Here is a 23757-nt window from a genome sequence, read left to right as displayed (position 1 = left end):
AATACATATTATAACTCAATCCCGCTCGCCTCAGTCCAGGCCCAGTTTCCGGGCGATCGCGGCCCATGGGACCAGCTTGAAGTTCTGGTTCTCCGGCGGTGAGACGTTGCGGCCGTCCTGGGCGATGAAGGCTCCGCCCCCCAGACCCGCGCCCAGCGAGGCGCTGGTGACCTCCAGGCCGTCGGTTTCGGAGATGCCGTCGACGCCGCTCGCGCCGTCGGCGATCACGGCGAAGCTGCCGACATAGGCGTTGTCGCCCTCGCGTTTGAACAGAGCGTAGCTGTTGTTGCCCTGGCTGGAGACCACCAGATAGCCCTTGCCCGCGACTTGCGCGTAGAGCCCCACGCCTTCCAGATCGTCCTTCAGGGCGGGGTTGTCCTTCACATGGATGACGGCGGTCCGGGCCACGCCGGTCGAAGGTTCGGCGCCCAGCTTCCACAGCGCGACGTCTTCCTCGGCGACATAGAGCTTGCCGGTCTCGTCGTCCGCGACGCAGCCCTCGGTCTGGGTTTCGAACTTGACGTCGCGCACAGCCTCGGCGCGGACCTTGCCGGCCGGGGTGGGGACCAGCTTCCACTGGCGGACCAGGCCGTCGGGATCGCTGATGAACACGAAGGTCGCGCCCTTTCGGTTGCGGTACATGCACAGGCCATAGGGGTCCGACAGGCCCGTGGCCTGGACGCCGTCGGCGACGCTGGTCAGCAGTCGGGTGTCGGGATCGATCGTGTAGATCGCGATGGCCTTGTGGGTGCGGTCGCTGGCCGTGACCAGGGTGACGCTCTTGCCGCCCAGCTTGAAGCCCTGGCGCAGGTCGACATTGTTCATCTTGCCGTCGGGCAGGTACTGCAGCGGCTTGCCCGCCAGGTCGTAGACCAGCATGCCGCCTTTCTTGTCGGTGGCGATGATGGCGCTTTTGCCGGGATCGGTCGGGTGGACGTAGATGGCCGGATCGTCGGCCGCGTCGCCGCCGTGGTCGACGGGCTGGGTTTCCATCGTCGCCGTGACGAGGGCCAGCTTGCTGGGGGCGACGACCGGCGCATCGTCGCCGGGCGAGATGTTCAGGGCGGCGGCGACGTCCTTCCACGACAGCACCTGGGTGTTGGCCCCGGCCTTGCGGTCGTCGGTGACCAGCAGGGCGCCGGCCGGCAGGCCCGGGCCGACGGGCGCGCGCAGACCGAACAACCCCGACGGCCCCTGCAGCACGTCCGCGCCATTGGCCTGGATGCGGAACGCGCCCAGGAACCGGTCATCGGCGTTGCGGTCATAGACGTTGTAATCGCCGGCGTCGGCATTGGCCGCCACCAGGTAGTTTCCCTGCGGGCCGCCGTTCAGGACAGCCAGGCCGCCGACCTCGCCCTTGATGCGGCCCAGGCGGTTGATGTCGATCACGGTCGCCACGGCCTCGGCTTCCGGGTCGGCGTCGTAACGCCAGATCCCGACGGCCTGCTGGGCGATGTAGAGCACGCCGCTGGCGTCGTCGGCGACGCAGTACTTGGCCTCGGACGACAGGTGGAGGCGGCGAACGATGCGGCCGTCCAGCTTGCCGTCGGCGGCCTGGAACAGCAGCCACTGGTCCAACTGGCCCTCGCCGCCCAGGGTGAAAGCGTAGAGCGCGCCGTCGCGGGGGCTCTTGTGCAGACACAGGCCTTCGCCGGCATAGCCCAGGGTCAGGGGGCGGGCGTCGACGCCGGCGGCGGCGCCGCTGGCGAAGTCGTAGCGCGACAGGCGCAGGCGGCCGTCCTTGCGGTCCAACACCGCGATCAGGTCGCCGCGCACATCGACGCCGTAGGTTTCGCCGCCGGGCAGGGCCGAGCGGTGCTGGCCGTCAAGGCCGTAGAACTCCAGCCCGCCCAGCTCGCCGGTGGCGGCGATGACGCTTTTGGCCGGGTCGGCCGCGTTGTAGAGCAGGGCCGAGGCGTTGGCGCCGCCTTGCGCGGTGGGGACCGTCGCGCCGACCGGCGCGACGCTGGCCGTCTGGGCGCCAGCGGTCTGGGCCAGAGCAGGGGCGGCGATCAGCAAGGCTAGGGCGCTGGCGGCGGCGAAGGTGGCGCGGCGATGGATCATGTGGTCCCCTGATGTCGCATCTCAAATCGTGCGACTTGGCTAGAGCGGTCGCCCTGACGCCCCGCTGACGAAATCGGGCCGGGCGTCAAAAATTGCACTAAAAATTCCAATTTAGTTGCCAAATAGAATATCCATTCGTACAACCCGGTCAACAACATGTCGCCAAGGGTGAGCGGCGAGGGAGGCGTTATGGCGAGACTTCGAAACGCATTGATGACGGCCGCGATGATCGCCGCGCCCCTGATCGCGACTGGGATCGCCAGCCCGGCGGCCGCCGCTTCGAGCGGCGGTCCGACCGGCGACCTGAAGCTTGAGCGCGTGGTCATGCTGATGCGCCACAGCGTCCGTCCACCGACCAAATCGCCCGCCACGCCGGAAGGCACGACCGCCCAGCCCTGGTCGACCTGGACCACGCCGTTCGGCGAGTTGACCCCGCATGGGATCGAAGGCGCGCGGCTGATGGGCGCCTACAACCGCACCTTCCTGGCCTCTCGGGGGCTGATCCCCAACGCCGGCTGCGCGCCCAAGGGCGAGATCGTGGTCTGGGCCAGCGGCAAGTCCCGCGCCATCAAGACCGCCGAGTCGTTCGTCGACGGCCTGCAGGCCGGCTGCGGGCTCGTGGTCGATCATCCCGTGACCGAGGACAACGATCCGGTCTTCCATCCGGCCGAGGGCATCGACGGCGCCGTCGCGCTGAAGGCCGCTCAGCGCCAAAAGCCCGGCGTCGCGGCCGAAGCGCGCGTCCATGCCGAGGACTTCGCGGTCCTGCAGAAGGTGCTGGGCTGCGACCTGGCCACCAAGGCCGGCTGCGACATCGCCAAGCGGCCGTCTTCGCTGAAGGGCAACAAAGGCGACAGCCCGGACCTGGAAGGCGCGCTGTCGATCGCCTCGACCGGCGGCCAGACCGTCCTGCTGGAATATGTCGAGGGCAAGCCGATGAACGAAGTCGGTTGGGGGCGCGCCTCCAAGGCGGACATCCAGGCCATGCTCCGCTTCCATCCGGTGAAGTTCAACTACGAGGTCGGCGCGCCCTATATCGCCGAGCGCTACGCCGCCCCGATCGCCAAGCGCGTGCTGTCTGCGCTGAACGGCGAGGCCGATACGGGCCGTCTGACCCTGCTGGTCGGCCACGACACCAACATCGCCGCCCTGCGCGCCTTCTTCGGCGCGCACTTCACCGCCGCCGACTATCCTCGGGACGATCCGCCGCCCGGCGGCGCCATGGGCTTCGAACTGCTGAAGGACGGGGGCGGCCAGGCTTTCGTCCGAGCCTTCTACACGGCCCAGAGCATGGACCAGCTGCGCGAGCTGCAGCCGCTGACCGCCGGCAACCCGCCGGCCTTCTCTTACTTTCCGATCCCGGGCTGCGGCGTGAAGGGCGACGCCACGGTGTGCCCGCTGGAGACCTTCCAGAAGATCGTCGGCGGCAAGCTGGCGAACCCGGCGAAGAACTGAACCTCTCGATCTTGGTGCAACTGAAAGCGGCGGCCTTCGCGAGAAGGCCGCCGTTCCTTTTGCGTCCTGGGTCGAGGGCTTGGCGGGGCGGGCGAGGGGGCCGCGGACTGCAAAACGACAAGGGGCCGCACGGTTTTCGCCGTGCGGCCCTCATGCGTTTGGCGAGGGGGAAGGGCGTCTAGAGCTTCACGACCTGGCCGGTGCGCGCCGACTGGCCCGCGGCCTCCGCCAAGGCCAGGGCCTCGACGCCGTCGGCATAGCCCACCGACGGCAGCTCATCCCCGCGCAGGATTCCCGCGAAATGCGCCATCTCGCGGCGATAGGCCTCGGCGTAGCGATCCAGGAAGAAGTTCTGGAAGCTGTCGCTGGCCGCGCCGGCTTCGCCCCACACAGAGACGGTGCTTTCCATGACGTTGTCGGCCCGCACCAGGCCCTTGGCGCCGAAGGCCTCGATGCGCTGGTCGTAGCCGTAGCCGCTGCGGCGGCTGTTGCTGATCACGCAGATCTTGCCCGAGGCGGTGCGCAGCAGGATCTTGGCGGTGTCGACGTCGCCGGCCTCGCCGATGGCCGGATCGACCAGGCAGCTGGCGGCGGCGAACACCTCGATCACCGGCTCGTCCAGCAGCCAGCGGGCCATGTCGAAGTCGTGGATGGCCATGTCCTTGAACAGGCCGCCCGAAACCTTGACGTAGGACACCGGCGGTGGGGCCGGGTCGTGGCTGGTGATATGCACCGTCTCCAGCGCGCCCACGACGCCGCTGGTCAGTCGCGTCTTCAGGCCCTGGAAGTTGGGGTCGAAGCGGCGGTTGAAGCCCAGGAACAGCTTGACGTCCTTGCCGCCCAGCAGACCTTGCGCCGAGCGGGCTCGGGCCAGATCCAGGTCGATCGGCTTCTCGCAGAACACCGCCTTGCCCGCGGCCACGGCCTTCAGGCAGTAGTCGAGGTGGGTGTCGGTTGAACTGGCGACGATCACGCCGGCGACCGCGGAATCGTTCAGGGCGGTCTCGAGGTCCGTGACGGTCGCGCCGGTCTCGGCGGCCAGGCCGTCGGCGGCCGCGGCGACCGGATCGACCACGTATTTGAGCCGCAGGCCGGGCTGGCCGCCGACGTTCTTGGCGTGGATGCGGCCGATGCGGCCGGCGCCCAGGATGGCGATGTCGTGCATGGGAACCTCGATACTCTCTAAAGTCGGACGGGGGCGCCGGTCGTCGCCGAGCGGGCGGCGGCTTCGGCCAGTTCCAGGGAGGCGACGCTGGCGGCGAAGCCTGTTTCGGGCGCGGCCTTGCCTTCCAGAATGTCGGCGAAATGGTCCATCTCGGCGGCGTAGGCGCCGGCGTAGCGGTCGATGAAGGCGTAGGGGAACCTGTCGGCCAGCGCGCCGGTCTGGCCCCACACCGACACGGCGGTGTTGGTCAGGTTGTCGACCCGAGCCGCGCCCCTGGAGCCGAAGGCCTCGATGCGCTGGTCGTAGCCATAGCCGCTGCGGCGGCTGTTGCTGATCATGCACAGGCGGCCCGAGGCGGTGGTCAGCACGACCTTGGCGGTGTCGACGTCGCCCAGGCGGCCGATCTCCGGATCGATCAGGCAACTGGCCCAGGCGAACACCTCGACCGGTCGTTCGCCCATCAGCCAGGGGGCCAGGTCGAAGTCATGGATGGTGAAGTCCTTGAACAGGCCGCCGCTGGTCGGGATGAAGGCCGGAGGCGGGGCGGCCGGGTCGTGGTTGACGATGTGCAGGCTTTCCAGCTTGCCGATCTCGCCGCTGTCGATCTTGGCCTTCAGGGTCTGGTAGTGCGGGTCGAAGCGGCGGTTGAAGGCCACGAACAGCTTGCCATCGGCCTTGTCGAGTTCGCCCGAGGCGGCCAGCAGACGGGCCAGGTCCAGGTCCAACGGCTTTTCGCAGAACACGATCTTGCCCGCCCGGAGGGCGGACAGCGCATTGTCCAGATGCGCGTCGGTCGAGCTGGCGACGATGATCCCCTTGATGTCCGGATCGGCCAGCACCTCCTCGAAGCGGGCCAGTCGTGCGCCGAGCACCTGGGCCAACGGGCCGGCGACGTCGGGGCGGGGATCGACCAGGGCGACCAGATCCAGGCGGGGATTGGCGGCGGCGTTGCGGGCATGGATCGCCCCCATCCGCCCCGCGCCCAGTTGAGCCACCTTGATCATGTCCGTCACTCCCCGACGTGGCGGCGCTCTCCGGGCCCCGTCCACCCTGCTGTAATATGGAACAAAAATTCCTTCCAGATAGAAAGTGGAATGTCGGGGCGAATCTAGTGCGTTTGTGTTCGCGTGCGGAACGGATATTCTAAATTCAAAGCGATCATATCGAGGGACCGATGGACGAAGCGACCCCGGCGTTGGAAACCGCGCCGAAGACGGCCGAGGAGCTGCGCGCGGCGATTCTCGAGCGCTACGACTCGCTAAGCAAACGCCTGCAGCAGATCGCTCGCTATGTGCTGGACGAGCCCAACGAGATGGCGCTGGAGACCCTGGCGGTGATCTCCGAGCGTTGCGGCGTGCAGCCCTCTGCCATCGTCCGTTTCGCCAAGAGCTTCGGCTATCCCGGGGCCAGCCAGATGCAGCGGCTGTTCCGCGACGGTCTGCTGTCGGGGCATGCGGCCCTGGGCTACGGCGAGCGGGTGCGTCACTTCAACGAGGCGGTGGCTAAGAAGCCCGAGGGCGGGGCGGACGTGCTGGCCGAGTTCGTCGAGGGCAACACCCTGGCGCTGCAGAACCTGGCCCAGACGGTCAGCGAAGACGACATGGCCCAGGCCGTGAAGATGATCGACAAGGCCGAGACGGTCTATGTGGTCGGCTTCCGTCGCTCGTTCCCGGTGGCCTCCTATCTGGCCTACTCGCTGCAACAGGTGAACAAGCGCACCCTGTTCATCGACGGCGTGGCGGGCCTGACCAAGCAGCAGGTCCAGACCATCGGCCCCAAGGACGTGCTGATCGCCGTCAGCTACCACCCCTATGCCGAGGAGACGATCCAGGCGGTCGAGATGGCGGCGGCGCGCGGGGCGGCGATCCTGTCGATCAGCGACAGCCTGGTCAGCCCGATCGCCAAGCCGGCCAGCCTGGTGCTGCACGTGCGCGAATCGGAGGTGCGGACCTTCCGCTCGCTGGCCGCGTCGATCTGCCTGGCCCAGGCCCTGGTCATCGGCTTCGCCTTCGAGAGCTCGCGCGTCAAGGGGCGTTCGGCCAAGGCCGCCAAGCCGGGTTGAACGACCTGTTCCATTTTGCCGTCAAAATGAAATGGATATTGCAAGCGTTCCAGAGTTAGAATATGCGTTACATATCGCCGGTGAGCAGCCGGCTCCAAGTGACGTGGAACTGGCATGGCGCAGGACGCTAAAATTCTCGATCTGATCGCCGTGGGCCGGTCCAGCGTGGATCTCTACGGCCAGCAGATCGGCGGCCGGCTGGAGGACATGGCGTCGTTCGCCAAGTACCTGGGCGGCAGCCCGACCAACACCGCCTCGGGCGGCGCGCGCCTGGGTCTGAAGACCGGTCTGCTGACCCGAGTGGGCGCCGACCACATGGGCCGTTTCATTCGCGAACAGCTGGCCCGCGAGGGCGTGGACGTGTCCGGGGTTCTGACCGACCCCGAGCGTCTGACCGCCCTGGTCATCCTGGGCATCCGCGACCGGGTCAATTTCCCGCTGATCTTCTATCGGGAGAACTGCGCCGACATGGCGTTGGAGGCGGGCGACGTCGACGAGACCTGGTTCGCCCAGGCCGGGGCCGTGCTGATCAACGGCACCCATCTGTCCCAACCCAACGTCTACGCGGCCAGCCTGAAGGCGGCCAAGACGGTCAAGGCCGCCGGCGGCCGGGTGGCCTTCGACATCGACTACCGCCCGGTGCTGTGGGGCCTGACCGGCAAGGACGCCGGCGAGAACCGCTTTGTCGAGAACCAGGACGTCACCCGCAAGCTGCAGGAGGTTCTGACCCTCTGCGACCTGATCGTCGGCACCGAGGAAGAAATCCACATCCTGGGCGGCACGACCGACACCATCGCCGCCCTGCGCGAGATCCGGAAGGGCTCGGACGCCTTGCTGGTCTGTAAGCGTGGTCCCGAAGGCTGCGTCGCCTTCCCGGGCGCGATCCCCGACAGCTTGAACGAGGGCGTCAGCGCTCGCGGCTTCAAGGTCGAGGTGTTCAACGTGCTGGGGGCAGGGGACGCCTTCATGGCCGGCTTCCTGCGCGGCTGGCTGCGCCATGAAAGCCTCGAGACCTGCTGCGAGTGGGGCAACGCCTGCGGGGCCATCGTCGTTTCGCGCCACGGCTGCGCCCCGGCCATGCCGACCTGGATCGAGCTGGAGCAGTTCCTGAGCGAGCGCGAACGGCCCTTCCGCCTGCGCGAGGACGCCGACCTGGAGCACACACACTGGGCCACTACCCGCCAGGGCGTCCATGACGAGTTGACAGTGCTGGCCATGGACCACCGCAGCCAGTTCGAGGACCTGATCGCCGAGACCGGCGGCGACGTCGCGCGCATTCCGCATTTCAAGACCCTGGCCCTGCGCGCCGTCGAGGCCGTGGCCGGCGGCGACCACCGGTTCGGCGTGCTGCTGGACGGGCGTTTCGGCTTCGACGCCCTGGCCCTGGCCGCCGACCGTCCGTACTGGATCGGTCGCCCGATCGAGCTGCCCAAGTCTCGGCCGCTGGCGTTCGAGAGCTCGGCCGACGTGGCCACAGAACTGGCCGAATGGCCGCTGAACCACGTGGTCAAGTGCCTGGTCTTCTACCATCCCGACGACGAGATCGAGCTACGCGAGCGCCAGGAGCGTCAGCTGCTTCGCCTGTTCGACGCCAGCCGCAAGACCCGTCACGAACTGCTGGTCGAGGTGATCCTGCCCAAGGGCATGGAGGGCGACTCCCACACCGTCGCCCGGGCCATCCGCCGGCTCTACGCCATCGGCGTGCGGCCAGACTGGTGGAAGCTGGAGCCTGTCGCCGACCCGGCCGCCTGGCGGGAGATCGAGCAGGCGATCGTCGAGAACGACCCCCTGTGCCGGGGCGTCGTGCTGCTGGGCCTGTCGGCGCCGGAGGCCGAACTGCTGGCTTCCTTCGAAGTCGCCGCCCGCTTCCCGATCATCAAGGGCTTCGCCGTGGGGCGGACCATCTTCTACGATGTCGCCCGCGAGTGGCTGAGCGATCGCCTGGACGACGCCGCCGCCGTCGAGGCGTTGGCCGGCAAGCTTACGGTTCTGGTCGAGGCCTGGCGGCGGGCCCGCGCCGCAGTGGAGAAGGCCGCGTAATGGCTACTGTTCGTCTCACCGCCGCTCAGGCGACCGTTCGCTGGCTGAGCCAGCAACATGTCGAGACCCGCCAGGGCGTCATCCCGTACTTCGCCGGGGTCTGGGCGATCTTCGGCCACGGCAATGTCGCCGGCCTGGGTGAAGCCTTGCACGGCGTCCGCGACGTGCTGCCGACCTGGCGGGCCCACAACGAGCAGGGCATGGCCCATGCCGCCATCGCCTTCGCCAAGCAGTCGCGGCGCGAGCGGGCCATGGTCTGCACCACCTCGATCGGCCCTGGCGCGACCAACATGGTCACCGCCGCGGCCCTGGCCCACGTCAACCGCCTGCCGGTGCTGTTCCTGCCCGGCGACGTCTACGCCAGCCGCCGGCCGGACCCCGTCTTGCAACAGGTCGAGGACTTCGGCGACGGCACGATCAGCGCCAATGACTGCTTCAAGCCGGTGTCGCGCTATTTCGACCGCATCGTGCGGCCCGAGCAGATTCTGGACGCCCTGCCACGCGCGCTGGCCACGATGCTGGACCCGGCGACCTGCGGTCCGGCGACCCTGGCCTTCTGCCAGGATGTCCAGGCCGAGGCCTTCGACTATCCGCAAGCTTTCTTCGAGAAGCGCGTCTGGCGCATCCGCGCGCCGCGGCCCGATCCGCGCGAGCTGGACGATCTGGTCGGCCTGATCAAGGCCGCCAAGGCGCCGCTGATCGTGGCTGGAGGCGGGGTGCTCTACGCCCGCGCCGAGGCGACCCTGGCGGCCCTGGCCTACGACACCGGTCTGCCGGTCGCCGAGACGCAGGGCGGCAAGGGCGCTCTGGTCTGGGATCATCCGCGCAATCTGGGCAGCATCGGCGTCACCGGTTCGTCGGCCGCCAACGCCGCCGCCGAGGCCGCCGACCTGATCGTCGGGATCGGCACGCGGCTGCAGGACTTCACCACCGGCTCGCGGACCCTGTTCGGCGCGCCGGGCCGCAAGCTGGTCCAGGTCAATGTCGCCCCGCACGACGCCCACAAGCACGGCGCGCTCAGCGTGGTTGGCGACGCCGGCGCGGTGACCGCCGCCCTGGCCGAGCGGCTGGACGGCTGGAAGGCCCCCGCCGCTTGGGCGGACGAGACCGCTGGCCGCATCGCCGGCTGGAACGCCATCTTCGACGCCGCCACGGCGCCAGACGACCGCGCGCTGCCAACCGACGCCCAGGTGCTGGGCGCGGTGTCGCGCGCGGCGTCCGACAACGCGGTGGTGGTCTGCGCGGCCGGCGGTCTGCCGGGCGAACTGCACAAGCTGTGGCGCACCAAGCAGCCCGGCGGCTACCACGTCGAGTACGGGTTCTCGTGCATGGGCTACGAGATCGCCGGCGCCGTGGGCGTCAAGATGGCCGCGCCGGACCGCGAGGTCCACGTGATGGTCGGCGACGGCAGCTACCTGATGCTCAATTCAGAGCTGGCCACTTCGGTGATGCTGGGGACCAAGCTGATCGTCACGGTCCTCGACAACCGAGGCTATGGCTGCATCAACCGGCTGCAGGCCGCGACCGGCGGGGCGCCGTTCAACAATCTGCTGGCCGACACCCACCATCTGACCCTGCCCGACATCGACTTCGCCGCCCATGCCAAGAGCCTGGGCGCACGGTCGGAGAAGGTGGCCAATCTGACGGAGCTGGAGACGGCGCTGCAACGCGCCAAGGCCAGCGACCGGACCTATGTCGTGGTCATCGACACCGACCCCATGCCGACCACCGAAGGCGGCGGCGCGTGGTGGGACGTGGCGGTGCCCGAGGTCTCGGTGCGCCCCGCCGTCAAGGCGGCCCGGGAAGACTACGAAAACAAGATCAAGCAACAGCGTACGGGAGACTGACGCCATGACCATCCGTTTCGGCGTGAGCCCCATCGCCTGGATCAACGACGACATGCCCGAGCTGGGCGGCGACACGCCGCTGGCCAGCGTCCTGGCCGACTGCCAGGCGATCGGCTTCGAGGGCGTCGAGCTGGGCGGGGTGTTTCCCCGTGATCCGGCGGTGCTGAAGCCGCTGCTCGACAGCTACGGACTGGCCCTGGTCGGCGGCTGGTACAGCGGCAACCTGCTGATCCAGTCGGCCGACGACGAGATCGCCGCCCTGCAGAAGCACCTGGCCCTGCTCAAGGCCATGGAGAGCACGGTCTTCGTCCACGCCGAGACCAGCAACGCCATCCACGGCGACAAGTCCAAGGCCCTGTCGGCTACGCCGCGCCTGGACGCCGAGGGCTGGAAGGAGTTCGGCGCGCGCCTGACCAAGGTGGCCGACTACATCCAGGCCCAGGGCTTGAGGTTCGCCTACCACCACCACCTGGGCACAGTGGTCGAGCGGCCAGAGGACCTGGAGGCCTTCCTGGCCAATACCGGTCCGTCGGTGGGCCTGACCGTCGACACCGGCCACGCGGCGCTGGGCGGCCTGGACCCGGTGGCGATGATCCGCAGCTATCCGCACCGCGTCGCCCACGTGCATTGCAAGGACATCCGCAGCGAGGTGTTCCGCAAGGTGATCTCGCGCGGCGGCGGCAGCTTCCTGGACGGCGTGTTGGCCGGCATGTTCACCGTGCCCGGCGACGGCTACCTGGACTACGGAGCGGTGATGCAGGCCCTGGCCGAGATCGGCTATTCGGGCTGGATCATCGTCGAGGCCGAACAGGATCCGGCCATCGCCAATCCCCGCGAATATGGCGAGATCGGCCTGGCGACCCTCAAGAAGGAAGCCGCGGCGGCCGGCCTGAGGGCGGCGTGAGGTCATGACCAATCTCCTCGTCCGCCCCCACGCGCCCGACGCTTCGGGCTCGGTGCTTGAAGTCACGCCCCAGAGCGCCGGCTGGAGCCATGTCGGCTTCAAGGTCGTCAAGTTGGCGCAGGGCCAGTCGCTGGGCGGCGGCGATGTTGATCGCGAGACCTGCCTGGTGGTGATGAGCGGCACGGCGAGCGTCACCGTCGGCGGACAGGATTTTGGCGCGATCGGCGGCCGGAGCAGCGTCTTCGAGGACGCGGCGCCCGGCGCGGTCTACGCCCCGGCCGGCGCGGCCTTCACGGTCATCGCGGTCACTCCGGTCGAACTGGCGCTGTGCTCGGCGCCGGGCAAGCCCGGTTTGCCGCCGCGGCTGATCGCGGCCGGCGACATGCCGCGCGAGGTGCGCGGGCGGGGGACCAATGTCCGTCACGTCCGCAACATCCTGCCCGAGACCGCTCCGGCCGAAGGCTTGCTGGTGGTCGAGGTCATCACCCCCGGCGGCCACTGGTCCAGCTATCCGCCGCACAAGCACGACACCGCGACCGACGGCGAGGAGACCGCGCTGGAGGAGACCTACTATCACCGCCTGAACCCGCCGCAGGGCTTCGCCTTCCAGCGCGTCTACACCGACGACCGGAGCCTCGACGAGACCGTCTGCGTGCAGGACGGCGACGTGGTGATGGTGCCGCGCGGCTATCACCCGGTCGGAGCCCCTCACGGCTACGACCTCTACTACCTCAATGTCATGGCCGGTCCGCACCGCAAGTGGATCTTCCGCAACGACCCGGCCCACGACTGGATCGCCCGCAAGGCCTGATCGGCTAGCTACAAAGAAGGAGCGCGTCATGCGCAGCATTCCCCACTTCGTCGGCGGTCGCGCCGTCGAGGGTACGTCCGGCCGCTTCGGCGACGTCTTCGATCCCAACACCGGCCAGGTGCAGGCGCGCGTCGCCCTGGCGACCAAGAGCGAACTGGACGCGGCCATCGCCGACGCCGCCGCCGCCCAGCCGGCCTGGGCCGCGACCAATCCCCAGCGCCGCGCGCGGGTGATGTTCGAGTTCGTGCGGCTGCTCAACGCGCACATGGACGAGCTGGCCCGCCTGCTGTCGTCCGAGCACGGCAAGGTCATCGCCGACGCCAGGGGTGACATCATGCGTGGTCTGGAAGTAATTGAATTTGCTTGCGGAATTCCGCACCTGCTGAAGGGCGAATATACGCAGGGCGCCGGCCCGGGGATCGACGTCTATTCGATGCGCCAGCCCCTGGGCGTCGTGGCGGGCGTCACCCCGTTCAACTTCCCGGCCATGATCCCGATGTGGATGATGGGACCGGCCATCGCCAGCGGCAACGCCTTCATCCTCAAGCCGTCGGAGCGCGATCCGTCGGTGCCGGTGCGCCTGGCCGAGTTGATGATCGAGGCCGGTCTGCCGCCGGGGATCCTCAACGTCGTGCACGGCGACAAGGACTGCGTCGAGGCGATCCTCGACCACCCGACCATCAAGGCCGTCAGTTTCGTCGGCTCGTCCGACATCGCCCAATCGGTGTTCTCGCGGGCCGGGGCCAACGGCAAGCGGGTGCAGGCCATGGGCGGCGCCAAGAACCATGGGATCGTCCTGCCCGACGCCGACCTTGACCAGGCGGTGGCCGACATCATCGGCGCCGCCTACGGCTCGGCCGGCGAGCGCTGCATGGCCCTGCCGGTGGTCACGCCGGTCGGCGAGAAGACCGCCGTCGCCTTGCGCGAGAGGCTGATCGCGGCGATCGGCGGACTTCGCGTCGGGATCAGCACCGACAAGGACGCCCACTACGGCCCGGTGGTCAGCGCCGCCCACAAGGCGCGGATCGAAAGCTACATCCAGATGGGCGTCGACGAGGGCTCGGAGCTGGTGGTCGACGGCCGCGGATTCACTCTGCAAGGTCACGAGGACGGCTTCTTCGTCGGCCCGACCCTGTTCGACCACGTCAAGCCGAGCACGCGGTCCTACCAGGACGAGATTTTCGGCCCGGTGCTGCAGATCGTCCGGGCCGAGAGCCTGGCCGAGGCCATCCAACTGCCCTCGCGCCATCAGTACGGCAACGGCGTGGCGATCTTCACGCGCAATGGCGACGCCGCCCGCGAGTTCGCCGACCAGGTCGAGATCGGCATGGTCGGGATCAACGTGCCGATCCCCGTGCCGGTGGCCTATCACAGCTTCGGCGGCTGGAAGCGTTCGGGCTTCGGCGACCTCAATCAGTACGGCCTGGATGGCGTGCGGTTCTACACCCGCACCAAGACCGTCACCCAACGCTGGCCCAAGGGCGGGGCCGTGCTGGACCAGAGTTTCGTCATTCCGACGATGTGACTTCGGGCTCCTCCCCCCGAACGAGAGCGCTCCTGCGTGCGCTGAACTGGGCCTCGAACCTCCGGGTTTGGGGCCCTTCTTTTCAGGGCGTTCCAGATCGTTCTCGAAGTAGAAAAAATCTTCCATTCTAAATCGAAATGAAATAGCCTGTTCGGACAGAGGTCGACGATGGCGCCGCTTGAAGCGTCGCGGGAACCGGGGAGACGATCCGCATCATGACCGCCTTGCTGAAGTTCTTCGCGCCCGGGCCCGACGCGCCGCTGCTTGGCGACCAGGGCGCGATCGACACGCTCTACAAGCGCCATCGCTTCCGGATCATGGTGGCCATCACCTTGGGCTACGGCCTGTCCTATACCTGCCGCCTGGCCCTGGGCATGGTCAAGAAGCCGCTGATCGACGCGGGGATCTTCTCGCCAACCGAGCTGGGTCTGATCGGCTCGGCCCTGTTCTACACCTACGCCTTCGGCAAGCTGACCAACGGCTTCCTGGCCGACCACGCCAACATGAAGCGGTTCTTCGCCTTCAGCGTGCTGATCTCGGCGATCGCCAACATCGGCATGGGCTTCTCGACCACCGTCGCCCTGTCGGCGGTGCTGTGGGGCCTGAACGGCTGGTTCCAGAGCTTCGGCGCGCCGGCCGGCGTGGTGTCGATGACCCAGTGGTTCTCCAACCGCGAGCGCGGCCGCTACTACGGCATATGGAGCACCGCCCATTCGATCGGCGAGGGCCTGACCTTCGTGGCGGTCGGCGGCGTCGTCGGCGCCCTGGGTTGGCGCTACGGCTTCTGGGCGCCGGCCTTCTGCGGGATCCTGGTGGCGATCGGCAGCTATTTCCTGATCCAGGATCGGCCCCGGACCCTGGGCCTGCCGACCGTCGCCGACTGGCGCAACGACCACTGGCAGGCCGAGAAGCCCAAGTCGGCGGCCGGCAGCACCTTCAAGACCCAGCTTCAGATCCTCAAGATCCCGGCGGTCTGGGCCCTGGCCCTGTCCTCGGCCCTGATCTACGTGACCCGCTACGCGATCAACAGCTGGGGCGTGCTCTATCTGCAGGAGGCGCGGGGCTATTCCCTGGCCCAGGCGGGCGGCATGCTGATGATCAGCACCGCGGCCGGGATTTTCGGGGCCATCGGCTACGGCTTCATCTCCGACAAGCTGTTCAACGCCCGCCGCCCGCCGGCCAACCTGCTGTTTGGCCTGATGGAGCTGGCGGGGCTGGGGATCATCTTCTACGGCCCCAACACCTACCCGGTGCTGATCGCCGGCATGATCCTGTTCGGCCTGGGCATGACGGCCCTGGTCACCTCGCTGGGCGGGCTGTTCGCCACCGACATCTGCCCCAAGCGGGTGGCTGGCGCGGCCATGGGCCTGATCGGCGTGTTCAGCTATCTCGGCGCGGCGATCCAGGAGCAGATCAGCGGCGCCCTGATCGACAAAGGCATGCGCGTCGTCGACGGCGTGCGCCACTACGACTTCGGACCGGCCGTCCTGTTCTGGATCGGCGCCTCGGCCCTGTCCCTGACCCTCGCCACCAGCCTGTGGCGCACGAAGCTGAGAGACTGATCGTGAGCCAACCTTCCCCCCTGATCCAGACCATGATCGACGCGGCCCGCGCCGCCGGCGACCGCCTGAAGCAGGACTTCGCCGAGATCGCCACCCTGGAGATCAAGCACAAGAACGGCCCCGCCGATCCCTTCACCATCGCCGACGTGCGCGCCGAGCAGACCGTGAAGGCGATCCTGGCGCAGGCCTATCCGGACTATGGCTTTCTGGGTGAAGAGGGCGGCGTCGTGCTGGGCGCCGACGCCTCGCACACCTGGATCTGCGATCCGCTGGACGGCACCGCCAACTTCCTGATCGGATTGCCGATCTGGGCGGTGAACATCGCCCTGGCGCGCGACGGCGAGGTGATCGCCGGGGTGACCTATGTGCCGATGCTGGACGAGCTGTTCCGGGCCGAGGTCGGGCAGGGCGCCTGGCTCAACGACAAGCCGATCAAGGTCTCCAACCGCCAGGGCCTTGAGCAGGCGATCCTGGGCGTGGGCATCCCCTTCATGGGCAAGCCGCGGCAGGAACAGTTCCACGCCGAGATGAAGCGGCTGACGGATCGGGTGTCGGGCGTGCGTCGCCTGGGCGCGGGCGCGGTCGACATGGCCTATGTCGCCTGCGGGCGCTTCGACGCCTATTGGGAGCAGAGCGTCAGCGCCTGGGACATGGCGGCGGGCGCGGTCATCGTCCGCGAGGCTGGCGGCGTGGTCACCGACACCTTGGGCCGGCCGTTGGACCTGATGAACGGTACGGTCCTGGCCGTGACGCCGCAGCTGAGCGCCGCCCTGCTGCACGAACTGCGGCCGGTCGAGACCGCCTGACGTTCAACATCTGTAGTCAAACCGCCGTACCGAGCGCTGACCCGGGCGCTCGCGATTCCGCACGCGCCGAAGGACGCGAAGCCGCATGCTTGATCTCGTCACCGTTACGTCCGAAGAGTTCGCCGACCTGCGCGCCAGCCTCCCGGCCATCACCGATCGCTACCTGTTCGACGTGTTCGGGATCAGTGAGTTCACCTGGGTGAAGCTGCGCAAGGGCCTTCCGGTCAAGCGCTCGACCCTGGAACGGGCCTTGGCCAAGCGCGAGCGCTGGCGGGCCATGGGCGGGGCGGGGCGCAAGGCGGCCTAGCCGCCGAACGATCGTTGCAGGGTCACGCCCGCGAACGCCCCGTGATCCATGCTCCGGGCCTCGATGCGCTTCAGCCGCGCCGCGCCGCGCAGCCCCGCATACCGCTCCCGCCGCCGATCGACCTTGCCGCGGGTCAGGTTGTCGACCTCCAGGCGCAGGTTCCAGGCGGAGGCTGGACGCGTCTCGACGAAGGCCGACCAGCGCGCCTCGACCTTGTCGGTGCGCACTTCGTCGAAACGATACACCTGCTTTTTCTCGGCCAACACCGCGTCGACGCCCCACCGCATCCTGCGAACGGTCAGGTCTCGGGTTAAGTGCAAGGCGCCTTCCAGCGCCGGTTCGTCCGACAGGCCGCGCCGAGCGCCGGTGGCCGGGTCAACGACGCGGCTACGGCGCGCGGCGATGTCGGCCTTCAGCAGGCCGCCGGAGATCAGAGTGTCCAGCGGTAGGCTGAAGTTCAGCGCGATCTCGTCGCGCGTGGCGTGGCCTATATTGCCCGGCGCGTCGAAGGCGTAGCCGGGACCGACGATCGGCACGCGATCGATGGCGTCGGTGATTTCGTCGTGCCGCGCGGTTAGCACGATCGCTCCAGCCTGGCCGAAACGCTGTTCCCAGCTCGCCGCCAGCCGCCAGGTCTTGTCGGGCTCGAGATCCGGATTGCCGGCGGTGACGGTGTTGGAGGTCAGGGAGGTCGAGCTGACGAAATCCTCGAAGTCCAGCTGCCCCACCTGCCGCTCCAGCTCCAGCCGCAGCTGGCGCCGCTCGTCCCGAGCCCAGGTCAGCAGCAGGCGGGGCTTGGGGTAGAGGAAGCTCTTCTCCAGCTGGCTGTCGCCGCTCTGGCTCAAGCGCGAAGCCTCCAGACGGGCGCCGGCCTCGACCGTGAGGCTGGGACGCGCCCGCCATGTGGCCATGATGAACGCCTCGCCCCGGCGCTCTTCGACCCGGACATTGGCGGAGGGCAAGGCGATCGCCTCGCCGTTCTTCTCGAGCGCCGAGCGGCTGTCCAGGATGTTGAGCGCGGCTTCTCCGCCCAGTTCCACCGTGACCGTCGCGGCGTCATGGCGAAGCAGGAGGCGAACGATGGTTTCCGCGGCCTCCGAGGACAGGCGGGTCGCCGAGGTCTCGGTCCCCTCGGCCGACTGGTCGGCGCCTCGCGTGCGGGTGGCGTGGCGCAAGGCTTGAGCCGCCAGCGACCAGGACGAAAACACGGGGCGCTCAAGGCGACCTCCCAACTCGACCTCCTCGACGTGCTCGCGCTCGACGACCGTTTCGACCGACGGGTCGGGCGCGCGCTCGGTTTCCAGGATGTCGGCGCGGGTCTTCTCGTTCCTCAAATTGGCGTCGAGGCGCAACTTGCCGCCGAGCGCCCGGCGTTCATAGCCGATCGCCGTCTCGGCCGCGCGCGCGCCCTTGTCCTCGCGATAGAGGGCGTCGCGTTGTTGGGTTCCGTCCGGACGCGTCCAGATGAGCGGGCCTTCGCCCTTTTTGTCATCGACCGTGCGGCCGATGGAGGTCGACAACTCCAGCAGCCGGTCGCCGCGTCGCCGGGACAGTTCGCCGGCCAGGCGCGGGGCGGTGACGCCGTCGGGGTGAAAGGCGCTGGACGCCTCGAGCCGCCCACGCGTCGTCGTCTCGCGCACCCGCACCACGTTGGCGATCAAGCCGCGGCCCTGCATGTCGACGCCCGCCGCGCCGGCGCGGATCAGCTCGACGCGGACGACGGCTCGAGCCGGGATGCGCCGCAGGATGGTCTCGAGACTTTCGGACTTGCTGGTCGGCCGTTGGCCGTCGATCAGGACATTGCCGGTCGCACCGGAAAAGCCCCGCACTTCGCTATCGCCGCCGTCGAACCTGAAGCCAGGAACGCGGCCGATCATGTCGAAGGCCGAATAGGGCTGGGTGTCGGCGAAGAAGGCGGCGGGGTAGGGCGTGACCGCCTCCTGGGCCGCCAGGGCCGGCGTGACGGCGCCCGCCGAAATCAGGCCCGCCGCCGCGGCGGCGTAGCATCGTGCGGTCATGTCGGTCTTCCCCGCGCGGCCTTTCCGCGTTCCTAGGAGACGCTTTGCCTGTGAGCGCCTGACATCCGGTCGTTGCGGTTCGTCAGGGGGGTGTCAGGATGGCGGTGAAATCCTGGGACCCATGAAACCGAACCTCATCCCCCGCCTCGCCGCCGCCTTGGTCCTGTCGCTCGCCGCCGCGGCCCCCGCCTGGGCGGACGACCACAAGAGCAAGGACCATGACGCCGCGCGAACCGCCCTGGCCAAGGGACAGGTCCTGCCGCTGACCCGCATCCTGGCGATCGCCGAGCAACACGCTCCAGGCGACGTGCTGAAGGTCGAGCTCGAGGATGACGACGGCAAGCTGGTCTACGAAGTGAAGGTTCTCGGGCGTAACGGCCGGGTCCGCGAACTCGACATCGACGCCCGCACGGGCGCGGTGCTGAAGATCGAGAACGATTGATGCGGGCGCTCGTCGTCGAAGACGATCCGGTCGTCGGACCCGACCTGGTCAAGGCGCTGGGCGCGGCCGGATTCGTGGTCGACCTGGCCCGTGACGGCGAGGACGCCTCGTTCAAGGGCAGCGTCGAGGACTACGCCGTCGTGGTCCTGGACCTGGGTTTGCCGCGCTTGGACGGCCTGTCGGTGCTGCGCCGCTGGCGGGCCGACGCACGGGCCTTTCCCGTGCTGATCCTGTCGGCGCGGGGCGACTGGACCGAGAAGGTCGAGGGCATCGAGGCTGGGGCTGACGATTACCTGGCCAAGCCGTTCGAGATGGGCGAATTGCTGGCTCGGTTGCGCGGCCTGGTGCGTCGGGCGGCGGGCCGGGTGTCGCCGGTGATCGAGATCGGACGTCTGGCGCTGGACACCCGGCGGATGTCGGCGACGATCGATGGCGCGCCTGTGCGGCTGTCGCCGCTGGAATTTCGCCTGCTCGACTGCCTGGCCCACCAGCCGGGGCGGGCGGTGTCGGCGGGCGAACTGGCCGAGCAGCTCTACGGCGTGGCCGACAGTGGCGACGCCAACGCCATCGAGGCTCTGGTCGTGCGGCTGCGGCGCAAGGTCGGACCCGAGGTGATCGAGACCCGCCGGGGCTTCGGATACCAGTTGGGCGGCGCGCCATCATGACGTGTCACGCATGAAGGCTGGTTCGCTCCGCCTGCGCCTGATCCTGGGCGGGGCCATGGCCGTCCTGCTCGCGCTGGTCGTCTCGTGGCTGGCCATGACCTGGCTGTTCGAGCGCCATATCGAGCGGCGCGAGACCGATGAACTGACCCGTGTGGCGTTGAACCTGGTGGCGGGACTGTCGGTCGGCCCGACGGCGCGACCGGTTGTCGCTTCGAGTCCCGCCGATCCGCGCCTGCAGACTCCGGCCGGCGGGCTCTACTGGCAGGTGTCGACGACGGCGGGGGCGGTGCGGTCGCGCTCGCTGTGGGATCAGGCCCTGAAACCGCCGGCCGAGGCTTCGGCCGAGGCTTGGCGCGCCCGGATCGCCGCCGGCCCCTTCGACGACCGCATCCTGCTGGTCGAGCGTCGCGTGCGGCCCGACCATGCCGGGCCCGTCGTGCTGGTTCAGGTGGCCAGCGAGGAAAAGGCCCTGCGCGCCGCCCGCGCCGAATTCGGCCGAGACCTGGCCATCTTCCTGGGCGGGCTGTGGGTGGTTCTGTCGGCGGCGGCCACCGTTCAGGTCGTGCTGGGCCTATCGCCCCTGGCTCGGATTCGCGCCGACCTGGCCCGGCTTCGCGGCAGCGCCTCGGCGCGTATGGCGGACGACCATCCAAGCGAAATCGCGCCGCTGATCGCGGCCATCAACGACCTGGCTCAGGCGCGCGAGGCCGATCTGGTCCGCGCGCGACGCCGGGCCGGCGACCTGGCCCACAGCCTCAAGACGCCGCTGGCCGCCTTGTCGGCTCAGAGCCGGCGCGCCCGGGCGGCGGGCGCCGCCGAGGCCGCCGACGGCCTGGAGCGGGCCATCGAGGCCATGGCCGCGGCTCTGGAGACCGAACTGGCGCGGGCCCGCGCCGCCGCCGCTCGCGAGACGGCCGTCCACGCCCAGGCCGAAGTCCTGCCGGTGGTCGAGCGTCTGGTGGCCGTGGTTGAGCGCACGGCCGAGGGTGAACGGCTGATGTTCGACGTCGCGATCGATTCGGGGCTGCGTGCACCGCTCGCCGAGGATGTGCTGACCGAGATGCTGGGCGCCCTGATCGAGAACGCCGCCCGTTTCGCCCGCCGGCGGGTGTTGGTGACGGGCGTGGCGGTGGAAGGCGGCGTGCGTCTGTTGATCGACGACGACGGGCCCGGCATGGAAGAGGGGCGGGCCGAGGCCGCCCTGATGCGCGGGGGGCGGCTGGACGAGGCGGGGCCGGGCCACGGCCTGGGCTTGGCGATCGTTCGCGATCTGGTCGAGGCTTCCGCGGGCGAGCTCACCCTGGGCCGTTCGAACCTGGGAGGACTGGCCGTCGCCCTGCTTTGGCGGGGCCGGGGCGCTGAGATGGTATAGGGATGCCGGGGCTCCGCCTGGAATGAATGGTCGAAATGGAATCTGCACGAAATTTTCCATTCGACTTGCAAAATAGAAAATCTGTTCGTAATGTCTGGTCGTCGGCCCAGAGCGCCCAATGGCGCCGTCGCGGAGAGTCGGCGAACAGAAGGGGAGGGTGACGTCCATGGCATCCAGGAATCTAATTGGCGTTCTGCTGCTGAGCTCCTGCATCGTGGCGCCGTGCGTGGCCGCCGCGCAGGAAGCCGTTCAGGTCGAGGAGGTCGTGGTCACCGGCCAGCGCGCCTCGGACCGCGACTCGTTGCTGAAGAAGCGCGACGCCGTCAGCGCCGTCGAAGTCGTTTCGGCCAACGACGTGGGCAAGCTGCCCGACCAGAACGTCGCCGAAGCCGTCCGTCGCCTGTCGGGGGTGTCGGTGGCCACGGACAAGGGCGAAGGCCGCTACCTGATCATTCGCGGCATCGAGCCGAACCTGGCCAACGTTACGATCAACAATCAGACCGCCTCGGCCCCCGAGCCTGAATCTCGCAACGTCAAGCTCGACGACATTCCCTCGGCGCTGATCGGCTCGGTCACGGTTATCAAGTCGCTGACGCCGGACCTGGACGCCAACGCCATCGCCGGCCAGGTCGACATCAACACCCTGACCGCCTTCGACCGCAGCAAGAACATCCTCAGCGCTCGTGTCGTGCGCGGCACGTTCGAGGCCACCGACGCCAAGGCCACCGAGGGCGACGTGTCGGTCGGCGGCAAGTTCGGCGCGGATCGCCAGTTCGGCCTGGTCCTGGCCGGCAACTACTCCAAGCGTCCGTCGGTGTCCGACGATGTGCTGGCCGGCAGCCGCCAGGTCGTGAACGGGATCGACCTGCCCGCCGAACTGGACATGCGTTCCTACAGCCCGGCGATCCGCAAGCGCTCGGGCGCGGTGGCCAACTTTGACTGGCGTCCCAACGACGACGTGAAGCTCTACGCCCGCCTGATGTATTCCAAGTTCGATGATAACGAGACGCGCGACCGCTTCCGCTTCTTCTTCCCTGGGTCGGCCGGCAACTACTCCACGCTCGACGCCAACGGCGGCGTGATCACCTCGACCAGCGCGCGGCACCTGGTGCGTCTGCGCAACGAGATCACCGACACCACCACCCTGGCCTTCGGCGGCGACTTCAATGTCGGCAAGGGCGTGCTGACGGTCCAGGGCACCCATGCGCTGTCGGAGAAGAAGGATCCGATCCGCGACGAGTTCGACTACCGTTCGACCGGCGCCCTGACGGGGACTTTCGTCGGCACGGTGGGCATGCAGGAAAGCCTGACCGCTGGAACCTCGGCCTTGGCCGCCGGCACCTATAACCTGCGCCAGTACAAGCAAGTCAGCCGCCATGCCGAGGAAAACCTCAACCAGGCGCGGGTCGACTACAGGCTGCCGATGGACGCCTGGGGCGAGGGCAGCTACCTGAAGTTCGGCGCCAAATATCTGGATCGGGACAAGTTCACCGACGCCACTGGCCACGTCTATACGCGCGGCAACGGCGAGACCCTGGTGGGCGAAACGGACGCGACCATTCCCACGGTCTACAAGGGCCGCTACACGTTCGGCCCGACCGTGGACTACGGTTTGGCCCGCGCCTATTTCGACGCCAACAAGGGCCTGTTCGTCGACTCGCCCACCGATCGCCTCATCGAGACCCTGGGCTCGGACTTCAAGGTCGTGGAGAAGATCACCGCCGGCTACGGCATGGCCAGCGTCACGCGGGGCGATCTGACCATCATCCCGGGCGTGCGCGTCGAGCACACCGACGGCAAGACCTCGGCCATCGCCGTGACGCCGACCTCGACGGTCAACGACACCTATAACCAGTTCGGCGCCTACGACTACACCGACTGGTTCCCCAGCCTGAACCTGAAGTACAACATCTCCGAGCGCTTGCTGACGCGCGCCGCGGTGACGACGGCCCTGGGTCGCCCGAACTACGCGGACCTGGCGCCGACCCTGGCGGTCAGCGCCGCCGACAACGAGGTCACGCTCGGCAATCCGGACCTGCAGCCTCAGAAGGCCGTCAACTTCGACGCTTCGCTGGAATACTACTTCTCGGGTGAAGGCGGGATCTCGCTGGGCTTCTTCCACAAGCGGATCGAGAACCCGATCTTCACCTCGACGGTCAGGCAAAGCGGCAATTTCGGCGGCGTGAACCTGGTCAACGCCGACGTCACCCAGGTGACCAACGGCGACAAGGCACAGGTCACCGGCCTGGAATTCAACGTCCAGAAGCCGTTGACCTTCCTGCCTTCGCCGTTTGACGGGCTGGGCGTCAACTTCAACGCCACCCTGGTCGACGGCAAGATGAACGTGCCTGGCCGGACCGAGAAGATCAAACTGCCCAACCAGTCCAAGCGGCTGGCCAGCGCCCAGCTGTACTATGAGAAGTACAATTTCTCGGCTCGGCTGGCCTACACCTACCGCTCGGCCTACCTGTTCGAACTGAACACGGGCGACGCTAGCGGCGCGAGCGACATCTATTTCGACAAGGTCACCACGCTCAGCGCCCGCGTGGCCTATCGGATCAACAAGGTCGAGATCTTCGCCGAGGGCAACAACCTCAACGACGCGACCGACTACTACTATTATCAAAACCGCAGCCGCTTCGCGGAGTCCGAGACCTACGGCCGCTCCTACCGGTTCGGCCTGTCCTACACCTTCTAGTCCAAGGCCGGGCC

Annotated in this window: 18 protein-coding genes; 14 read left to right on the top strand and 4 right to left on the bottom strand. The window is 68.3% G+C overall.

Translation table 11 applies throughout. The annotated features are described in order from the left end of the window. Positions 1 to 30: 30 nt before the first annotated feature. Positions 31 to 2064 (bottom strand): phytase, encoded by a 2034-nt coding sequence (locus ASD21_RS22610; protein WP_056447003.1) that lies wholly within the window; start codon positions 2062 to 2064, stop codon positions 31 to 33. A 213-nt stretch (positions 2065 to 2277) separates the two neighbouring features. Here ASD21_RS22610 and ASD21_RS22605 point away from each other — a divergent pair, with 213 nt between their 5' ends. Beyond that, complete coding sequence (locus ASD21_RS22605; RefSeq protein WP_235524947.1) at positions 2278 to 3519, top strand: histidine-type phosphatase; 1242 nt, start codon at positions 2278 to 2280, stop codon at positions 3517 to 3519. 178 nt (positions 3520 to 3697) lie between these two features. Here the strand turns inward: ASD21_RS22605 and iolG (ASD21_RS22600) are convergent, their stop codons facing one another. Both iolG (ASD21_RS22600) and iolG (ASD21_RS22595) read right to left on the bottom strand, forming a co-directional pair. Further along, positions 3698 to 4684, bottom strand: a complete 987-nt coding sequence (gene iolG / locus ASD21_RS22600; RefSeq protein ID WP_056446999.1) for an inositol 2-dehydrogenase — start codon at positions 4682 to 4684, stop codon at positions 3698 to 3700. Positions 4685 to 4701: 17 nt separating this feature from the next. Further along, a complete protein-coding gene (gene iolG, locus ASD21_RS22595; protein ID WP_056446998.1) occupies positions 4702 to 5688 on the bottom strand; it encodes an inositol 2-dehydrogenase in 987 nt (328 codons plus the stop codon). A 170-nt stretch (positions 5689 to 5858) separates the two neighbouring features. Here iolG (ASD21_RS22595) and ASD21_RS22590 point away from each other — a divergent pair, with 170 nt between their 5' ends. The 9 genes from ASD21_RS22590 to ASD21_RS22550 all read left to right on the top strand — a co-directional run bounded on the left by ASD21_RS22590 (position 5859) and on the right by ASD21_RS22550 (position 16548). Next, a complete protein-coding gene (locus tag ASD21_RS22590) occupies positions 5859 to 6746 on the top strand; it encodes a MurR/RpiR family transcriptional regulator (RefSeq protein WP_056446997.1) in 888 nt (295 codons plus the stop codon). Between the two features lie 114 nt (positions 6747 to 6860). Beyond that, entirely contained in the window at positions 6861 to 8786 is a 1926-nt protein-coding gene (locus ASD21_RS22585) for a bifunctional 5-dehydro-2-deoxygluconokinase/5-dehydro-2-deoxyphosphogluconate aldolase (RefSeq protein WP_056446996.1), read from the top strand. Beyond that, entirely contained in the window at positions 8786 to 10633 is a 1848-nt protein-coding gene (iolD, locus tag ASD21_RS22580) for a 3D-(3,5/4)-trihydroxycyclohexane-1,2-dione acylhydrolase (decyclizing) (protein ID WP_056446994.1), read from the top strand. Before ASD21_RS22585 ends, iolD begins: the two co-directional genes overlap by 1 nt. Positions 10634 to 10637: 4 nt before the next feature. Continuing rightward, positions 10638 to 11537, top strand: coding sequence for a myo-inosose-2 dehydratase (gene iolE / locus ASD21_RS22575; RefSeq protein WP_056446991.1), 900 nt, complete (start codon positions 10638 to 10640; stop codon positions 11535 to 11537). A 4-nt stretch (positions 11538 to 11541) separates the two neighbouring features. After that, the gene (iolB, locus tag ASD21_RS22570) at positions 11542 to 12348 is read left to right on the top strand and encodes a 5-deoxy-glucuronate isomerase (protein ID WP_056446987.1); all 807 of its coding nucleotides are present in this window, start codon (positions 11542 to 11544) and stop codon (positions 12346 to 12348) included. Positions 12349 to 12376: 28 nt separating this feature from the next. Further along, positions 12377 to 13873, top strand: coding sequence for a CoA-acylating methylmalonate-semialdehyde dehydrogenase (locus tag ASD21_RS22565; protein ID WP_056446983.1), 1497 nt, complete (start codon positions 12377 to 12379; stop codon positions 13871 to 13873). Between the two features lie 215 nt (positions 13874 to 14088). Beyond that, positions 14089 to 15435, top strand: a complete 1347-nt coding sequence (locus ASD21_RS22560) for an MFS transporter (RefSeq protein ID WP_056446980.1) — start codon at positions 14089 to 14091, stop codon at positions 15433 to 15435. A gap of 2 nt (positions 15436 to 15437) precedes the next feature. Beyond that, a complete protein-coding gene (locus tag ASD21_RS22555) occupies positions 15438 to 16241 on the top strand; it encodes an inositol monophosphatase family protein (protein WP_082554914.1) in 804 nt (267 codons plus the stop codon). 85 nt (positions 16242 to 16326) lie between these two features. After that, positions 16327 to 16548 carry a hypothetical protein gene (locus ASD21_RS22550; protein WP_056446977.1) on the top strand — a complete coding sequence of 74 codons (222 nt, stop codon included), beginning with the start codon at positions 16327 to 16329 and terminating at the stop codon, positions 16546 to 16548. Here the strand turns inward: ASD21_RS22550 and ASD21_RS22545 are convergent. Continuing rightward, positions 16545 to 18566: a TonB-dependent receptor plug domain-containing protein gene (locus ASD21_RS22545; protein ID WP_056446973.1), complete on the bottom strand. Its 2022-nt coding sequence runs from the start codon at positions 18564 to 18566 to the stop codon at positions 16545 to 16547. The genes ASD21_RS22550 and ASD21_RS22545 overlap by 4 nt on opposite strands. A gap of 121 nt (positions 18567 to 18687) precedes the next feature. Here ASD21_RS22545 and ASD21_RS22540 point away from each other — a divergent pair, with 121 nt between their 5' ends. The 4 genes from ASD21_RS22540 to ASD21_RS22525 all read left to right on the top strand — a co-directional run bounded on the left by ASD21_RS22540 (position 18688) and on the right by ASD21_RS22525 (position 23743). Then, positions 18688 to 19008, top strand: coding sequence for a PepSY domain-containing protein (locus ASD21_RS22540; protein WP_082554913.1), 321 nt, complete (start codon positions 18688 to 18690; stop codon positions 19006 to 19008). Beyond that, a complete protein-coding gene (locus tag ASD21_RS22535; protein WP_162250271.1) occupies positions 19005 to 19673 on the top strand; it encodes a response regulator transcription factor in 669 nt (222 codons plus the stop codon). Before ASD21_RS22540 ends, ASD21_RS22535 begins: the two co-directional genes overlap by 4 nt. 10 nt (positions 19674 to 19683) lie before the next feature. Next, positions 19684 to 21045 carry a sensor histidine kinase gene (locus ASD21_RS22530; RefSeq protein WP_056446967.1) on the top strand — a complete coding sequence of 454 codons (1362 nt, stop codon included), beginning with the start codon at positions 19684 to 19686 and terminating at the stop codon, positions 21043 to 21045. Positions 21046 to 21211: 166 nt separating this feature from the next. Beyond that, positions 21212 to 23743: a TonB-dependent receptor gene (locus ASD21_RS22525; protein WP_235524946.1), complete on the top strand. Its 2532-nt coding sequence runs from the start codon at positions 21212 to 21214 to the stop codon at positions 23741 to 23743. Positions 23744 to 23757: the final 14 nt, after the last annotated feature.

This window comes from Caulobacter sp. Root1455, assembly GCF_001426905.1.
Lineage (GTDB): Bacteria > Pseudomonadota > Alphaproteobacteria > Caulobacterales > Caulobacteraceae > Caulobacter.
Note: the sequence above shows the minus strand (reverse complement) of the source record. Positions and strands in the feature narration are given on the sequence as shown.

Coding starts and splice junctions, on each gene's coding strand:
- ASD21_RS22610 (WP_056447003.1), bottom strand. CDS start 2,064: ATGATCCATCGCCGCGCCACCTTCGCCGCCGCCAGCGCCCTAGCCTTG.
- ASD21_RS22605 (WP_235524947.1), top strand. CDS start 2,278: ATGACGGCCGCGATGATCGCCGCGCCCCTGATCGCGACTGGGATCGCC.
- iolG (WP_056446999.1), bottom strand. CDS start 4,684: ATGCACGACATCGCCATCCTGGGCGCCGGCCGCATCGGCCGCATCCAC.
- iolG (WP_056446998.1), bottom strand. CDS start 5,688: ATGATCAAGGTGGCTCAACTGGGCGCGGGGCGGATGGGGGCGATCCAT.
- ASD21_RS22590 (WP_056446997.1), top strand. CDS start 5,859: ATGGACGAAGCGACCCCGGCGTTGGAAACCGCGCCGAAGACGGCCGAG.
- ASD21_RS22585 (WP_056446996.1), top strand. CDS start 6,861: ATGGCGCAGGACGCTAAAATTCTCGATCTGATCGCCGTGGGCCGGTCC.
- iolD (WP_056446994.1), top strand. CDS start 8,786: ATGGCTACTGTTCGTCTCACCGCCGCTCAGGCGACCGTTCGCTGGCTG.
- iolE (WP_056446991.1), top strand. CDS start 10,638: ATGACCATCCGTTTCGGCGTGAGCCCCATCGCCTGGATCAACGACGAC.
- iolB (WP_056446987.1), top strand. CDS start 11,542: ATGACCAATCTCCTCGTCCGCCCCCACGCGCCCGACGCTTCGGGCTCG.
- ASD21_RS22565 (WP_056446983.1), top strand. CDS start 12,377: ATGCGCAGCATTCCCCACTTCGTCGGCGGTCGCGCCGTCGAGGGTACG.
- ASD21_RS22560 (WP_056446980.1), top strand. CDS start 14,089: ATGACCGCCTTGCTGAAGTTCTTCGCGCCCGGGCCCGACGCGCCGCTG.
- ASD21_RS22550 (WP_056446977.1), top strand. CDS start 16,327: ATGCTTGATCTCGTCACCGTTACGTCCGAAGAGTTCGCCGACCTGCGC.
- ASD21_RS22545 (WP_056446973.1), bottom strand. CDS start 18,566: ATGACCGCACGATGCTACGCCGCCGCGGCGGCGGGCCTGATTTCGGCG.
- ASD21_RS22540 (WP_082554913.1), top strand. CDS start 18,688: ATGAAACCGAACCTCATCCCCCGCCTCGCCGCCGCCTTGGTCCTGTCG.
- ASD21_RS22530 (WP_056446967.1), top strand. CDS start 19,684: ATGAAGGCTGGTTCGCTCCGCCTGCGCCTGATCCTGGGCGGGGCCATG.
- ASD21_RS22525 (WP_235524946.1), top strand. CDS start 21,212: ATGGCATCCAGGAATCTAATTGGCGTTCTGCTGCTGAGCTCCTGCATC.